This window comes from Thalassospira sp. MIT1004 (assembly GCF_001858545.1).
GTDB classification, from domain to species: domain Bacteria; phylum Pseudomonadota; class Alphaproteobacteria; order Rhodospirillales; family Thalassospiraceae; genus Thalassospira; species Thalassospira xiamenensis.
This window is the reverse complement of record NZ_MCAO01000042.1, coordinates 145,733-160,504: the sequence shown is the minus strand read 5'-3', so window position 1 is coordinate 160,504 and position 14,772 is coordinate 145,733. Positions and strand designations below refer to the sequence as shown.

The window sequence follows — 14,772 nt, the reverse complement described above, 5'->3', positions numbered from 1 at the left end:
ACGTTTGTTGCCGGTATGCTTGCATCCGTCCTTTGGGTCGGATCAGGCATGCCGGCATCGGCACATCCGCATGTCTGGATCGATGCCGATGCGCAGATGATTTTTGAAGACGACAAAATCACCGCGATCCGGCTGCATTGGGTGTTTGACGATCTGTTCAGTCTGACGCTGATTGACCAGTTCGACAAAAATCATGATTTGCGGTTCTTTGATGAAGAAAACACCGACGTTCACGACAATGCGTTTGCGTTGCTTTCCGAAGTTTCATGGTTGACGCATCTGCGCCGGAACGAGGAGCTTGTGACCTTTGCCGGGGCAACGGACTTCAAGGCCGATATTACCGATGACCGTCGGGTGAGTTACGATTTCACCCTGACGCTTAAAGAGCCGCTTGACCCGATAAAAGATGCCGTTGCCCTGTCGGTATATGATGCGGAATTCTATATTGATGTTGCCTTTACCCAGGTTGATCCGATCCTGTTCAAGGGCAACCGCCATCTCAAATGCCACTATGAAATGAGCGAAGATGAAAAGAACCGCATCTATTTTGATCTGGTTTCGCCAATACGCGCCGACCTTGCCTGCCAGAACGAGGTTGCGGATGCCGGTTCTGATCATGGCCTTTCTGCTGGCGATTTCGTTTCTGCCGAGCAATCAGGCCGCAGCACAAGCCAGTAACCTTCTGGGCCGCGGCACAAGCAGCGAACAGGCCCCGAATACTCCCGATCAGACGACACAAAATGACGGCGAGAGCCTGATCAGCCTGCCGGGATGGCTATCGGATATTGTCGGTCAGGTGGTGGTGATCCAGACACAGCTTAACCGGCAGATGACAGCAACATTGCGCAGTGCCAAAACCGGCGATGCGTGGTGGCCGGGCCTGACCATTATCGCACTTTCATTCGCCTATGGCGTGTTTCATGCGGCGGGCCCCGGCCATGGCAAGATGGTCACAACCACCTATTTCCTGTCGCGTGATGCCGGATGGAAACAGGGTGTTGCGATGGGCAGCCTGATTGCCGGCGTTCAGGCAGTAACGGCCATCGTTCTTGTCGGGTCGCTGACCCTGATCCTTAATCTTGGCCCGGCGGCGATTACGCAGAACGGACTGGTTCTGGAAGCCGTTTCCTATGCCCTGATTGCCGGGTTGGGCGGATTGATGTGTATCCGTATCTTGCAGGGACGTGATGATTGTTGCGATCACGGCGGGCATGGGCATGACCATGACCATGACCATGACCACCATGCACATGACCACGCACATCATCATGACCACGATCACGAACATGCAGACCATCAGCATCTCAATCATGAGCATGAGCATAACCATGATCACGCCATCACCAAGTCCCGCTGGCAGATGATTGCGGGCGGGATTGTGGTCGGCCTGCGTCCCTGCACCGGGTCGATACTGGTGTTGCTGTTTACGCTGGCAAATGGATTGTTCCTGATCGGGATTGCCTCGGCCTTTGCCATGGCGGCCGGTGTGGCGCTGACCATCAGCCTGATCGGGCTGGCGGCCATCGGCATTCGGACCGGCACGCAGCATCTTTTCAGTGTTTCGGAAAGCACATCGGGCTGGCTTCGCCGCGGGGTTGGCTTGGCGGGGGCCGCGTTGATTACCCTGTTTGGCCTGTTGCTACTGCTTTCGGCCGCCCGGCAGCTTGGCTGGCTGTAAAAGACAACGGCCCGCAAGCAACCTCGCGGGCCGTTTGATTTAAACTGCCAACCGGCTTATTGGGCGGTCACGACCTTCATCACCAGTTTGCCATCCGGCTTGATCGGGCCGTCTTCCTTGGCACCCAGCGTATATTCGAAATAGCCGGTTTTCATGCCACCCTGTTCGGAATGGATCATCAGCATCAGCATCTCACCGGATTTGACCGGTTCCTGCAAAATGGCGGTAACATCCATATTCTCGCCCTTTTTAAGCGGCGCATAACCGACAACAGGGCCCGGCTTCATTTCGGAATCGGTGCGATGTACCACCAGCCAGCCATTTTCACCGGCCATGATTTTCGACGCACTGACCGTTCCGCCCGAAACATCCTGATCCATCGCCTCGACCATCGGCCCCATGGCGTTGGCGGCCGTCGGAATGGCAGCGGTCAGGGCACCGGCCATCAGCGCCCCGCCGAGAATACCGAACATCTTTTTGGTCACCAGCATTTGAAGTCTCCTTGTCTGTTGAACCGGGACAGGCTTTTGTCTGCCGTCCGCTCGTGTCGCGCTTTGATGCGCACATCGAAGCTACGCAGGCCAGACCGGCCGGGTTTCAGACCGGGAAACTTTTTTTTTGAAATCAGTGTTCGACCGGGATCAGACGGCCATGAATGGCAGGACCGGTCGGACGCCCGGTTGGCGAACCGCCCTCGGGCTCCAGACTGATGCCAAAGGTCGCATTGCGCAGCAGCGCCGGATCAAATTCCCCCAGTGACCGGGTTGTCGGCACAGATGCGTTTTCAAGCAGCCCCAGCGATTTGGGTGCCGGGCCCAACTCATCGGATGCGATCCATAGCTGATAGGTCTTGCCTTCGGGCAGTGTTGCCGAAACCGGGCGGATGATCACCGCACGGGTATCCAGATCAATGCTCATGACAAAGGCGGGCTGGGTATCGTCACGGTGAAACACGGCGACAAATTGCCGATCAGAAACCGGGGCGGCAAAATCCGATACCAGCACCGCCACCATCAAACTTGCCGCCAGTGCACCGGTGGCAAATGTCCCGATCCGCCACCGGGCGAGCTTGCGTTTCAGCAGATCGATCTCAACAATATTGTCCGCCTGCACACGCTCCCTTTCGATCCGGGCCCCCTCTATCCGCGCCCGGATACCGGGAAACAGGTCGCGCGACGGCATTTCTGCGCGGTAATGTGCATTTAACGGCGACAGGCGTTTTTCCCAATCGGCAATCGCCGCATTCAGTTCCGCCTCATTTGTCCGGCGTTCATCGACAGTGCGGCGCATATCGGGATCAAGCGTTCCCAACACATATTCCGCCGCCAGCATGTCGATATCTTCCCGGTCGGTCATGATCCGAGGCATTCCTTCAACTGTTTCAGGCTGCGATGCAGCCATGTCTTGATCGTGCCGACCGGCTGGGCAAACCGTTCTGCCAGCTCGGCGCGCGAGAATCCGTCCAGATAGGCCAGCCTGACCATTGTGCGGCGATCATCATCGAGCCCGCCAAGGCAGATTTCAAGCTGGCGCAGGTCATCATTGCGTTCGGCATCATCGGCAACCGACAGATCATCATGATCGGCCAGTTGATCGATATCGAAATCATCCACCACCACCTCATGACGCTTGTCACGACGCAGCGCATCAATCGCCCGATTCCGCGCAATCGTTGCCATCCAGGTGATGATTGACGCACGCCCCGGTTCAAAATCCCCGGCACGTTCCCAGACCTTCACATAGATTTCCTGCAGGATATCCTCGCTTTGGGCGCGGTTCTTCAAGATACGCAGGACAATGCCGAAAAGTTTCGCCGATGTCGCATGATAAAGCTGCCCGAAGGCGTCCATGTCGCCATCGGCCGCACGCGCCAGAAGCTGTTCCAGATCCCGGGTTGATGTCCCCATGCCATCCGCCAATTGACGTCCGCCGCCACCCTGCGGCGAACCGATGTATCATTTTTTCGGGATGATTGTTCCCAAGCCATAAATTTTTACGAAAGGTTCTGGCATACTGATCACTAAAACCCGTGTTTAAATTCCGGATTGATGTTCTCGGTCGCGCGCACCAGCGCATCCATCACGATGCGCACCGCCGGTGATCGACGGATATCGGGATGGACCACCATCCAGACCGGTCTGCTGATCTCGCAGTCATCATCGCGCAGGACAAGTTCAAGGCGCTTGTCCTCGTCCCCGATATAGCGCGGCAGAATACCCAATCCATATCCGGCGACGATAAAGGATCGCACTGTTTCGGTATCGTCAGCACGGACGCGGACAGGCAATTGCCGCCCCAGTTTTTTCCACACCCATGCCTGTTGCCGTTCGCCACGGGAATTGCGTTCTTCGCTGCAAAATTCCCATTCATCAGGCGGGGTTTGTTCGCAATATCCCCGGCAGGCATAGATACCCATCCGCAGATGGGTCAATTTGCGCACCACCAAACCGTTCTGGTCGGGCTGCACCATGCGCACGGCAACGTCTGCTTCGCGCCGGGCAAGATTGGCGACAATGCTTGATGCAAGAATTTCATATTGCAGATGTTTCTGATCTTTGAGCACCTCGGCCAGACGCGGCGCAAAAAGCAGCCGCCCCGCAGCCGGCGGCACCGAGATACGCACCACGCCATAGGCGGTCTCGTCGCCATGTGCCTGCCGTTCAAACGCCAGAACGTCTTCTTCGATCTTGGTCGCCACGGGCACAAGATTTTCCCCCGCCTCGGTCAGAGTCCATCCGGTTGCCAGTCGATCAAACAGTTTGGAATTCAGATCCTGCTCAAGGGCTTCGATCCGGCGTGCTACGGTGGTGTGATCCTTTTTAAGGCGTCTTGCCGCACCGGAAAGCGTTCCCTCAGCAGCGAGAACAACAAAATATCGCAGATCATTCCAGTTCATGATGCCTCGCCCCAACTTGCGCAAATTTGCACAACTATAGCGCAGATTAATCGGATTACGTGATTTTTATGCGCATGAGAAAGTCTGTGCATCGACATCAAACATTCGTGGCACAGGAGGCCAGATGATGAGCGGACAAGTCAGCCTGGAAGCACGCACGGCATGCGAAACCATGGGCAATCGTGCAAAGAAATCGGCGAATTTCAAGACCTTGACGCTTGGCCGCCTACTTCGCGCCGCCGCCGCTTTCGTGATCAGAGCCTATAAAAGCCATCAAACCGATGCGGCTCTGATGCGACTTAATGAATACCAACTGCGCGATATGGGTCTGGAGCGCACCCAGGATGGCAGCCTGCGCGAAAAAATGTGGTGATTACATCGAATTCAAAGCGGCCGTACAATATCAGGGGATTGTGATCCCTGTTTTACCCGGCAATCGACACGCTTTGATATGCCTCCCTCAGGCAGCAAAAGAGATCCCGCGCAGATACACAGCACGGGGTCTCTTTTTGTTTTTCACACCTGAAATTCTGCCGAAATGCTGTCGGCGGCCTTGATCAGGGCATCCATGACAAGCCGCACACCGGGGGACCGGCGCATATCGGGATGCACAACCAGCCATGCGGTTTCGCGGCTTTCGCCCGCCGTATCGGCCCGGATCAGTTCAAGCCGGTCGTCGCCATCGGCAAGGTAGCGCGGCAACACCCCGACCCCGTGCCCGGCCGCGATGAATTGCCGCACCGATTCCGTATCATCGGCCCGAAACCGGCAGGGCAATTCCCGCCCCATAATATTACGCACCCATTCCTTTTTGGCTGCCCCATAGGACGTGTCCTCGTACCCGCAGAATTCCCAATCCTGTTCGGGGACGCGGTCACGATATCCGCGTGCAGCATAAAGACCGACCCCCAGTTCGACCAGCTTGCGCGTAATCAGGCCCGGTTCGCGCGGGGTAATCATGCGCACCGCAAGATCGGCTTCCCGCCGGGCCAGATTGACCACGTTGGACGCACCGATAATTTCAAATTCCAGCCCCTTATGCGCGGTCAGCAATTGCGCCAGACGCGGCGCAAACAAAACCCGCCCCGCGACCGGGGGCACGGATATCCGCACCACACCGTGGGCGGCTTCATCGCCCCTGGCCTGCCGTTCAAAGCCAAGCGCCTCTGCCTCAACCCGTTCGGCCACCGGCACAAGGTTCTGCCCCGCAGCCGTCAGTTGCCAGCCGCGCGGCAGACGATCAAACAGCTTGGTCCCCACCGCCTCTTCAAGCGCCTCGATCCGCCGCGCCACGGTGGTGTGCTCCTTGCGCAACCGCCGCGCAGCCCCCGAAAGACTGCCTTCTTCGGCAAGGATCAGGAAATAACGCAGGTCGTTCCAATTCATGTGCTTGACCAGTCCATATGATCGGGCCTCGGCTGTTCCGGTTATTTTTGCACATTAAATCTGCAAAACAACCAAATTCCCGTTTTATTTTGCATATGAGAGGATCAGCTCATCAACAGAACACAACCTTTTGGAAAATCAGGAGGACATCATGGCCTATCAGACCCCGACCAAAGCACAGGACTTCGACATCCGCACCGACCCCATCGCCAATCGCGTCCCGTTTGGCCGCCTGATCAAAAAGATCGCAAGCTATTCGCTCGACGCCCGCAAACGCAAAAACGAACGCGAGGTGATGGCGCATCTGAGTGACGATCAGCTTCGCGATGTCGGCCTGCAACGCACATTTGACGGCAACCAGTGGCGCGTCACGCGCATTGTCTGACGACCGTCCCTCGCACCACCAGCAAACAAAAGGGAGCCCACACCGGGCTCCCGAACCGCTGACACAGCCCTCCCAACCGGCAAGGCCCTCCCAACCAGATCGTCATTTCCCCGAATGACGAGACGGGAATCCAGTCTCTTTCGACCGGGCATGGATTCCGGGTCTGCGCCCCGCCGCCCCGGAACGACGATTTTGATCAACCGCCAAGCCAATCAACAAACCAGACTATCCCCGGCATCTCCGAACGCACCATCGACCAGCTGGCAAGCAATCCTGCCCGCCGCTCCGGGCAAACGATCCAATCCCGCCAAGCCAAACCCGCTGCCCCCGACACCCCCAAACGCCACCGACCAGACGAACCGCGCCCTGAACCCTGCAGCCCCGAACAAACACCCGCCGCCCTCAGTTGACCCGAAACGCACCTCACCCCAAACGGCAACCACGTTGCCGCATGGCAAGCACAAATCCCGCCAGAGATGACCGACCTTTCGGCATGTTCGAACGGTCCACCAGCCCGCAGGCAACCCATCCCGCCAGCCGCTCTTGGCAAACGACCCAATCCCACCAAGCCAAACCTGCTGCCCCCGGCATCGCCAAACGCCACCGCCCGGACGGACCACGCCCCGGCCCCCGCTGCCCCGAACAAACACCCGCCGCCCTCGGTTGACCCGAAACGCACCTCACCCCAAGGGCCACACGTTGCCGCATGGCAGGCACACAACTCCCGCCATCGATCACCGCCCTTTCGCATCGCCAAACGGTCTACCAGCCCGCTGACAACCGATCCTGCCTGCCAATCCCGGCCCCCGTACCGATCCAATCCGGGCGCAATTCGGGCCCGCTGATTCTCGGCATTGTCACACTTCACCGACCGGACCGAACCAACTTGACCCAGCCCCCGCGGCCCCGAACAAACGCCCTTGCCCTAAGGGCACATTTCTCCCGTCATGATAAACACCCGTTTTTCGTAAATTTCCCGCGACCTTACGGCACGAACACACCACCACCGTAATGGCTTTTCCATGCGCCAGAGATGCTCCTTTGGCGATGCCACCCCCGCCATTGCGGCCTTTCAGATCGCTGCCCTGTCATCGTCTCATTCCCATTTTGCCGCCCAAAACGCAAAAAACCCGCAAAGCGTGATTCGCTTTGCGGGTTTTGTCTCCGGACCCATTTGTCCTGTTGACTTTATCTTTATGCCACAACACAAAGAACAAATCAAGAACTTTACTCCAGAAAACCGGAAAAAGTTCCCAGAAAAAGCTCAGTACAGCGAGAAGACCATATTTATCAATGCCTTGAGCATGATCATCCTATTTCCCTACCAAAGCCTTCATCGCAAAAGGAGCCCGAACCGGGCTCCTTTTGTGGGTGTTTATCCCGGCCAATCAGCCGCGCAATTCGGCAACCTTGTCAGTGGCTTCCTGTGCCAGGCGGGTGATGGTGGCCCAGTCACCGGCCTTGACCGCGTCCTTGGGGGCAACCCATGAACCACCCACGGTGATGATGTTTGGCAGGGCCAGATAATCACCAAGGTTTGCCAGCGACACACCACCCGTCGGGCAGAATTTGACCTGCGGCAGCGGCCCGGAAAGGGCTTTGAGCATTGAAACACCGCCCTGCTGTTCGGCGGGGAAGAATTTCAGCATGTCGTAGCCATGTTCAAGCAGATACATGATCTCGGACGGGGTTCCGGCCCCCGGAAGCAACGGCACGCCGGTATCCTTGGCCGCCTTCAGAAGGCTTTTGGTATGGCCAGGCGACACGGCAAAGGCACAGCCGATTTTTGCCATGCGTTCCATTTGCTTGGCATTGATCACGGTGCCTGCACCGGTAATCGCATCTGGCACTTCGGCGATGATGCGTTTGATGCTTTCTTCGGCTGCGGCACTGCGCAGTGTGATTTCAAGCACCGGCAAACCACCGGCCACCAGCGCCTTTGCAAGCGGAACGGCATCATTGGCGTCTTCGATCACCAGAACCGGTACGACCGGGGCCTTGGACAGAATTTCGCGTGACGAAAGGCTCATTGGGTATCCTCCAGTTTATCGGTCAGGCCGTCAAAATTTTGGCACAACCGATCAGGGCCGGGTATTTCGCCGTCATCAGGCGCACCGGCACATCATTCATCAAATCATGGAAACGGCCCTTGGCGATCATACGATCCTTAAGGCCGCTTTGTTTCATAAAACCGGCAATCCGCGGACCAATTCCGCCGCCGATAAACACACCATCAAACGCGCCAAGCGTCAGGACCAGATCACCGGCCACCCCGCCCATGAACAGACAGAACCGATCCAGCACCTTAAGGCAAAGCGGATCGTTTTTCTGCATGGCATTTTCAACGATTTCAGCGGCACTGAGCGGTATCACGTCGATCCCGTCAATGGCGGCAAGCGCACGATAAAGGTTTTCAAGCCCCATCCCCGACAGGATACGTTCGGCCGACACACGGCCCAGTTCAGCCGTCAGGAATTTGACGATTTCATAATCAAGATCATCGACGGCGGGCAGTGACACATGGCCGCCTTCGCCCTGGATCGGAATCCAGTGATCGTCATGGCGCAGAAGCCCCGAAACGCCAAGCCCGGTGCCCGCTCCGATCACCGCCAATGGCAATCCCGGGCGCCCCGGACCATCAAACAGCGTGATCAGGTCTTCGTCGCCAAGATAGGGCACGGACATCGCAAGGCCGGTAAAGTCATTGACCACCACCAGACGATCCAGACCAAATTCAGCCTTCAGCGCATCCTTGGAAAACACCCACGGGTTATTGGTGAATTTGATGATATCTGCGGATGCCGGGCACGCCACGGCAACCGCAAATTCATTCAGATCCGCGCAATCGGTTTTCACCATGAAATCCCGCATGGCATCGCCGATGGTCGCATAATCGCGGACCGGCAATGTCATCGGTGATTGCGGATTTCCATTTTCGTCAATCCAGGCAAAGCGGGCGTTGGTACCGCCGATATCACCAACCAGCCGCATTATGCTACCTCTGCCTCGATATCCCCCGGAAGCACCGCACTGGCACCCATTTCGGCCAGTCCGACATGTTCGCGGAACACACCAAACAATTCACGACCGAAACCGGTCTGATGTTCGGCCTTGTTATCAAAGGTCGCAAAGTCGCGCTTGGCCAGCTCGGCCTCGGTCACGTTCAGGATCAGCTCGCCGGTTTCGGCATCCAGACGCACGATATCGCCGTCTTTGACCTTGGCAATCGGACCATTCATCATGGCTTCGGGGGTGACGTGGATTGCCGCCGGGACCTTGCCCGACGCGCCCGACATGCGACCATCGGTGACAAGGGCGACCTTGTAACCAAGGTCCTGCAACACGCCAAGCGGCGGGGTCAGTTTGTGCAGTTCCGGCATGCCATTCGCCTTGGCCCCCTGGAAACGCACAACACAGACAACGTCACGATGCAGTTTGCCATCCTTGAACGCCTGCATCATTTCTTCCTGCGAGGTAAAGACCGCCGCCGGGGCTTCGATCACGCGGTTTTCCGGCTTCACCGCCGAGACCTTGATCACCGAACGGCCAAGGTTCCCCGACAGCATGCGAAGACCGCCATCGGTGCTAAACGCCTTTTCGGTCGGGCGCAGGATTTCCTCGTCATGGCTGGTGGCCGGGGCATCACGCCACGACAATTTGCCATTATCCAGATACGGCTCGGTGCCATAGGCCGCCATGCCACCGGTATGGATGGTCTGAAGATCGGGATGCAGAAGACCGTTTTTCAGAAGGTCGCTGATCACAAAGCCCATGCCGCCCGCAGCATGGAAGTGGTTCACATCGGCTTGCCCATTCGGATAAACGCGGCACAGCAAGGGCACAAGTTTCGACAATTCATCGAAATCTTCCCAACGAAGCTCGATACCCGCCGCACGGGCCATCGCCGGAAGATGCAGGGTGTGGTTGGTCGACCCACCGGTCGCAAGCAAACCGATAATGCCGTTCACAAATGCCTTTTCATCGAGAATTTTGCCAACCGGACGGTAATCATTGCCAAGCTTGGTGATCTGAAGCGCACGACGGGCGGCTTCTTCGGTCAGGGCATCACGCAGATCGGTGTTCGGATTAACAAACGCCGCGCCGGGCAAATGCAGACCCATAATTTCCATCAGCATCTGGTTGGAGTTCGCCGTACCATAGAAGGTACAGGTCCCCGGGCTGTGATAGGACGCGGTTTCGGCTTCAAGAAGCTCCTTGCGGCCGACCTTGCCCTGCGCGTAAAGCTGACGGATGCGGGCCTTTTCATTGTTGGGCAAACCGGACGGCATCGGACCGGCTGGCACAAACACCGCCGGAATATGGCCATAGGCAAGCGCGCCCATGACAAGACCCGGTACGATTTTATCGCAGACACCAAGATAAAGGGCGGCATCAAACACATCATGGGACAGCGACACCGCAGTCGACATCGCGATCACGTCGCGTGAAAACAGCGACAGCTCCATCCCCGGACGGCCTTGCGTCACGCCATCGCACATGGCGGGCACGCCACCGGCAACCTGTGCGGTTGCCCCGGCTTCGAACACGGCCTTTTTGATGCGGTCGGGATAAACGCCCAGCGGCTGATGGGCGGACAGCATATCGTTATAGGATGTCACGATGCCCAGATTGGCACCTTCGTCACCATTGATGCGTTCCTTGTCCGCCGCACTGCAGCCCGCAGACGCATGGGCAAGGTTGCCGCACGACAGGGATGAGCGATGCGGGCGGTCGGACGCGGCGGCTTCGATGCGTTCCAGATAGGCCTCGCGGGTGGGTTTGGAACGTTCGATGATGCGTTTGGTAATCTGTTCTAATTCACGTTTCATGGGGTTCAGCCTTTCGGGTTCTCGGCGCTCCACCACAGATCGACGGGGATGTCAGTCTGCTGCAAGATTGCGCGAACCGGCATTTCTTCGATCTCGGTGCCGTTTTTCGCGGTTTCAAAGGTCGACCATTTGGATTGTCCGGTAATATGGATGCCAATATACCGGGCATTATGGATGGCGGGCAAAGTCATGCTGATGCGCGGGACCGGGGATACGGTCGGGCGCGCGGCGGCAACCAGTTCGCCATGGGCGGGATAAAGTCCCTTTTGCAGGGCATCGGGCGCGGATGACGGGAACAGGGATGCCGTATGGCCATCATCGCCCATGCCCAGATACACGATATCAAGCGGCCAGTTCAGATCGGTGCGAAGGCGGCTTGAAACCGTTGAAATTGCGTCTTCGGGATTGGCATCGCCGGTTTTCAGCGACACAAAACGCGCATGCTGGGCCTCGTTGATCAGGAAATGATCGCGAACCAGCTTTTCGTTCGACTGATCGTCATCCAGCCCCACCCAGCGATCATCACCAAGCGTGACGGTGACTTTTGACCAGTCGAGTTTGACGGTCGACAGTTTTTCAAAAAGCGGTTTGGGAAAACGTCCACCGGCCACCGCCATGCTGGCATGGCCGCGGATGGCAATGGCGAATTCAAGGCGTTCCACGGTTTCCTTGACCATGGCCGCAAGCATGTCATCGCCGCTTTGGAAAATGCGTTCGTTTGTCATGTCTTCGTCCAGAAAATTGGGAACCGGTTCATCGTCACGCAAGGCCGCCCCACCAAAAGGCAAGGCGACCCGCATGTCATCAGAACCCGGCTTCTTCGTTCCAGGTCCGGCCGTCACGCTCGATCAGCGCAATGGCCGCCGAAGGCCCCCACGTGCCCGAGGTATAACCCTTGGGCGTGATGTGATTGCTTTGCCATGCTTCCTGAATGGCATCGACCCACTGCCAGGCAATGTCCTGCTCGTCACGGCGAACAAACAGCGTGTTATTGCCATCAATCGCATCCAGCAAAAGACGTTCATAAGCATCCGGGCTTCGACCACCGAACGCCTCGGCAAAGGACAGGTTAAGCGCGGTCGGGCGCAGGCGCACAAGCCCCGGCCCCGGATTCTTGGTATTCAGAACCAGATGAATGCCGTCATCAGGCTGCAAACGCAGAACAAGGCGGTTGGCCTGATAATTGGTCATGGATTTTGCCAGCGGGAAAATCTGGTGCGGCACATCGCGGAACTGGATGACAATTTCCGAATGACGTTTCGGCAAGCGTTTCCCTGTCCGCAGATAGAACGGCACCCCGGCCCAGCGCCAGTTATTCAGTTCGGCCCGGATGGCAACGAATGTCTCGGTGGTGCTGTCGATATTGGCACCTTCTTCTTCAAGGTAGCCCGGGACTTCCTTGCCACCGACGGCACCGTTGCGGTACTGGCCGCGCACGGTGGCACTGTCGATATTGGAATCGTTGATCGGTTTCAGTGCCTTGAGCACCTTGACCTTTTCATCGCGCACCGCGTCCTGATCGAGAACATGCGGGGCTTCCATCGCGACAAGGCAGAGTAGCTGCAACATATGGTTCTGAACCATGTCGCGCATCGCACCGGCATCGTCATAATAGGACCAGCGCCCTTCGACGCCGACTTCCTCGCCAACCGTGATCTGCACATGATCGATATGCGCGCTGTTCCACAGCGGTTCGAACATGGCATTGGCAAAGCGCAGGATCAAAAGGTTCTGCACCGTTTCCTTGCCAAGATAATGGTCGATACGGAAAATCTGGTGTTCTTCGAAGACTTCACCGATCTGGCCGTTGATTTCACGGCAGCTTTCAAGATCGTGGCCCAGCGGCTTTTCAAGCACAACACGCGAATTGGGCGTTACCAGACCGGCTTTCTTGAGGTTAAAGGCCATATCGGCAAACAGCGACGGGCTGGTCGAGAAATAATAGACGCGGTCGCGATCCGGCTGATCGGAAAGCTTTTCATGCAGGATTTTAAACCCGGCCTCATCCCCCGCGGATACCTGAACATAGGCGATGCGTGCGGCAAATTTTTTCCAGACCTTGGCGTCAAATTCGCCTTTGGGAATGTATTTCTTTCCGGCTTCTTCAAGCTTGGCGCGGAATTCTTCGTCGGAATGTTCGCTGCGTGATGCACCGAAAATACGGGTGGTATCGTCAAAACGCCCGGTACGTTCCATTTCGTAAAGTGCGGGGAAAAGTTTGCGTAACGCCAAATCTCCGGTCCCACCGAAAATCACGATATCAGCGATACGATGCTTCAGCCGTTGGCGCTGCGTCGTCGTTTGTGTCATCTTGCCCTAAGCCTTCCAAGCGAACTGCTCTCACTCGTTTCCTCCCCGTCGTAAAGGTGGGATCCCGAGCCCGAAGGGCTCTGGCAAACGACCGGGCCACGGTATTTACCGTGTTGGCAGGCGCCGGGTTTTCGCCCCGTCACCGCCTATCCTGTTGCCAGCTGGGCTCTGAGCGGTTCGTTATCCACATCAAGGCGCCGTCTGGCTTGTCCGTTCTGATCGAACAGATAGCAATCTTCCACCCGGGCATGAATGCCAATGGATGATCCTGTTACAATTGCCGTGTCACCCGTGACACGGGCAACGAACAGTTCATCACCACCGGCCTGCACATAGACGAGACCCGCCTCGCCCAGATGTTCAACCACTTCGACCGTTCCTGACAGCAATGCCGTGTCCTGATCGGCAAGGCTGCAATGTTCCGGTCTGATGCCCACTGTTACACGATCTCCGGCGTCAAGACCACTGCCATCAACAGGCAGCGTCACCTCTTTACCGGAATCCAGTTTAACCGTAACAGTTTGTTGCGAAACCCCCACCACAACCGCCGGAACAAAGTTCATTTTAGGCGACCCGATGAAGCCCGCAACAAATTGATTTTGCGGATGATGATAGAGTTCAAGCGGGGTCCCGACCTGCTCGACCGAACCGGCCCGCAAAACCACGATCTTGTCGGCCATTGTCATGGCTTCGACCTGATCATGCGTCACGTAAATCATCGTGGACTTCAATTTTTCATGAAGTTTTGTCAATTCAATGCGCATCTGCACGCGCAAACCGGCATCAAGGTTCGATAACGGCTCGTCAAACAGAAAGACTTTCGGCTTGCGCACAATCGCCCGGCCAATCGCAACACGCTGGCGCTGCCCGCCCGAAAGTTCCTTTGGCTTGCGGTCCAGCAATTCTTCAAGTTGCAGCACCCTGGCCGCGGCCATCACACGTTCGCGTTGTTCGTCCTTGCTTCTTTTCGCAAGATCAAGGCCGAACGCCATGTTTTCATAGACCGTCATATGCGGATAAAGCGCGTAGGACTGAAAGACCATGGCAACACCACGATCCTTTGGCGCCCTGTCATTAACGACCTCGCCACCAATGGAAAGTTCGCCGTCGCTTATATCTTCGAGCCCGGCAATCAGGCGCAGCAAGGTCGACTTGCCACACCCCGAAGGGCCGACAAACACACAAAATTCGCCATCGCGGATATTCAGATCGACACCATGAATGGTTTCGATCGGACCGAAACGTTTTTTAACCTGCTTAAGAACCACTTCAGACATGCGGGTTCCTC

The 14,772-nt window shown here is 57.0% G+C and carries 15 protein-coding genes; 4 read left to right on the top strand and 11 right to left on the bottom strand.

Translation table 11 applies throughout. The annotated features are described in order from the left end of the window. Positions 1-15 precede the first annotated feature (15 nt). Positions 16-678 (top strand): DUF1007 family protein, encoded by a 663-nt coding sequence (locus BC440_RS14775; RefSeq protein WP_071240538.1) that lies wholly within the window; start codon positions 16-18, stop codon positions 676-678. Further along, a complete protein-coding gene (locus BC440_RS14770; protein ID WP_247643579.1) occupies positions 602-1,678 on the top strand; it encodes a high frequency lysogenization protein HflD in 1,077 nt (358 codons plus the stop codon). Before BC440_RS14775 ends, BC440_RS14770 begins: the two co-directional genes overlap by 77 nt. A 56-nt stretch (positions 1,679-1,734) precedes the next feature. Here BC440_RS14770 and BC440_RS14765 read toward each other — a convergent pair whose 3' ends face one another. The 4 genes from BC440_RS14765 to BC440_RS14750 all read right to left on the bottom strand — a co-directional run bounded on the left by BC440_RS14765 (position 1,735) and on the right by BC440_RS14750 (position 4,574). Further along, the gene (locus BC440_RS14765; protein ID WP_139192130.1) at positions 1,735-2,169 is read right to left on the bottom strand and encodes a hypothetical protein; all 435 of its coding nucleotides are present in this window, start codon (positions 2,167-2,169) and stop codon (positions 1,735-1,737) included. Positions 2,170-2,302: 133 nt separating this feature from the next. Further along, positions 2,303-3,034, bottom strand: a complete 732-nt coding sequence (locus BC440_RS14760) for an anti-sigma factor (RefSeq protein WP_071240385.1) — start codon at positions 3,032-3,034, stop codon at positions 2,303-2,305. Further along, on the bottom strand, positions 3,031-3,585 hold the full coding sequence (locus BC440_RS14755; RefSeq protein WP_071240384.1) for a sigma-70 family RNA polymerase sigma factor: 555 nt from the start codon (positions 3,583-3,585) through the stop codon (positions 3,031-3,033). Before BC440_RS14755 ends, BC440_RS14760 begins: the two co-directional genes overlap by 4 nt. 113 nt (positions 3,586-3,698) lie before the next feature. Next, complete coding sequence (locus BC440_RS14750; RefSeq protein ID WP_071240383.1) at positions 3,699-4,574, bottom strand: LysR family transcriptional regulator; 876 nt, start codon at positions 4,572-4,574, stop codon at positions 3,699-3,701. 124 nt (positions 4,575-4,698) lie between these two features. On the opposite strand from BC440_RS14750, the gene BC440_RS14745 reads away from it, so the two are divergent. Next, the gene (locus BC440_RS14745) at positions 4,699-4,947 is read left to right on the top strand and encodes a hypothetical protein (RefSeq protein ID WP_139192129.1); all 249 of its coding nucleotides are present in this window, start codon (positions 4,699-4,701) and stop codon (positions 4,945-4,947) included. A gap of 143 nt (positions 4,948-5,090) precedes the next feature. Here BC440_RS14745 and BC440_RS14740 read toward each other — a convergent pair whose 3' ends face one another. Further along, positions 5,091-5,960, bottom strand: a complete 870-nt coding sequence (locus BC440_RS14740; RefSeq protein WP_037992416.1) for a LysR family transcriptional regulator — start codon at positions 5,958-5,960, stop codon at positions 5,091-5,093. Positions 5,961-6,111: 151 nt separating this feature from the next. Between BC440_RS14740 and BC440_RS14735 the strand changes: the two genes are divergently transcribed. Continuing rightward, entirely contained in the window at positions 6,112-6,345 is a 234-nt protein-coding gene (locus tag BC440_RS14735) for a hypothetical protein (protein WP_071240381.1), read from the top strand. A gap of 1,388 nt (positions 6,346-7,733) precedes the next feature. On the opposite strand, the gene BC440_RS14725 is transcribed toward BC440_RS14735, so the two are convergent. From BC440_RS14725 to ugpC, 6 genes are all read right to left on the bottom strand, one after another. After that, complete coding sequence (locus BC440_RS14725) at positions 7,734-8,375, bottom strand: bifunctional 4-hydroxy-2-oxoglutarate aldolase/2-dehydro-3-deoxy-phosphogluconate aldolase (protein WP_007090845.1); 642 nt, start codon at positions 8,373-8,375, stop codon at positions 7,734-7,736. Positions 8,376-8,397: 22 nt separating this feature from the next. After that, on the bottom strand, positions 8,398-9,336 hold the full coding sequence (gene glk, locus BC440_RS14720) for a glucokinase (protein ID WP_071240379.1): 939 nt from the start codon (positions 9,334-9,336) through the stop codon (positions 8,398-8,400). Beyond that, on the bottom strand, positions 9,336-11,174 hold the full coding sequence (edd, locus tag BC440_RS14715; RefSeq protein WP_071240378.1) for a phosphogluconate dehydratase: 1,839 nt from the start codon (positions 11,172-11,174) through the stop codon (positions 9,336-9,338). The genes glk and edd overlap by 1 nt, the downstream gene beginning before the upstream one ends. Positions 11,175-11,179: 5 nt before the next feature. Then, positions 11,180-11,974, bottom strand: coding sequence for a 6-phosphogluconolactonase (gene pgl, locus BC440_RS14710; RefSeq protein WP_083379381.1), 795 nt, complete (start codon positions 11,972-11,974; stop codon positions 11,180-11,182). Positions 11,975-11,978: 4 nt separating this feature from the next. After that, on the bottom strand, positions 11,979-13,484 hold the full coding sequence (gene zwf, locus BC440_RS14705; protein WP_007090841.1) for a glucose-6-phosphate dehydrogenase: 1,506 nt from the start codon (positions 13,482-13,484) through the stop codon (positions 11,979-11,981). A gap of 146 nt (positions 13,485-13,630) precedes the next feature. After that, positions 13,631-14,761, bottom strand: a complete 1,131-nt coding sequence (ugpC, locus tag BC440_RS14700) for a sn-glycerol-3-phosphate ABC transporter ATP-binding protein UgpC (RefSeq protein ID WP_071240377.1) — start codon at positions 14,759-14,761, stop codon at positions 13,631-13,633. Positions 14,762-14,772: the final 11 nt, after the last annotated feature.

Excerpts from the sequence above, each read along its gene's own strand:
- zwf (WP_007090841.1), bottom strand. The coding sequence starts at position 13,484 with ATGACACAAACGACGACGCAGCGCCAACGGCTGAAGCATCGTATCGCT.
- BC440_RS14765 (WP_139192130.1), bottom strand. The coding sequence starts at position 2,169 with ATGCTGGTGACCAAAAAGATGTTCGGTATTCTCGGCGGGGCGCTGATG.
- BC440_RS14750 (WP_071240383.1), bottom strand. The coding sequence starts at position 4,574 with ATGAACTGGAATGATCTGCGATATTTTGTTGTTCTCGCTGCTGAGGGA.
- BC440_RS14770 (WP_247643579.1), top strand. The coding sequence starts at position 602 with ATGCCGGTTCTGATCATGGCCTTTCTGCTGGCGATTTCGTTTCTGCCG.
- pgl (WP_083379381.1), bottom strand. The coding sequence starts at position 11,974 with ATGCGGGTCGCCTTGCCTTTTGGTGGGGCGGCCTTGCGTGACGATGAA.
- BC440_RS14755 (WP_071240384.1), bottom strand. The coding sequence starts at position 3,585 with ATGGGGACATCAACCCGGGATCTGGAACAGCTTCTGGCGCGTGCGGCC.
- glk (WP_071240379.1), bottom strand. The coding sequence starts at position 9,336 with ATGCGGCTGGTTGGTGATATCGGCGGTACCAACGCCCGCTTTGCCTGG.
- BC440_RS14760 (WP_071240385.1), bottom strand. The coding sequence starts at position 3,034 with ATGACCGACCGGGAAGATATCGACATGCTGGCGGCGGAATATGTGTTG.
- BC440_RS14735 (WP_071240381.1), top strand. The coding sequence starts at position 6,112 with ATGGCCTATCAGACCCCGACCAAAGCACAGGACTTCGACATCCGCACC.
- BC440_RS14745 (WP_139192129.1), top strand. The coding sequence starts at position 4,699 with ATGATGAGCGGACAAGTCAGCCTGGAAGCACGCACGGCATGCGAAACC.
- ugpC (WP_071240377.1), bottom strand. The coding sequence starts at position 14,761 with ATGTCTGAAGTGGTTCTTAAGCAGGTTAAAAAACGTTTCGGTCCGATC.
- edd (WP_071240378.1), bottom strand. The coding sequence starts at position 11,174 with ATGAAACGTGAATTAGAACAGATTACCAAACGCATCATCGAACGTTCC.
- BC440_RS14775 (WP_071240538.1), top strand. The coding sequence starts at position 16 with ATGCTTGCATCCGTCCTTTGGGTCGGATCAGGCATGCCGGCATCGGCA.
- BC440_RS14740 (WP_037992416.1), bottom strand. The coding sequence starts at position 5,960 with ATGAATTGGAACGACCTGCGTTATTTCCTGATCCTTGCCGAAGAAGGC.
- BC440_RS14725 (WP_007090845.1), bottom strand. The coding sequence starts at position 8,375 with ATGAGCCTTTCGTCACGCGAAATTCTGTCCAAGGCCCCGGTCGTACCG.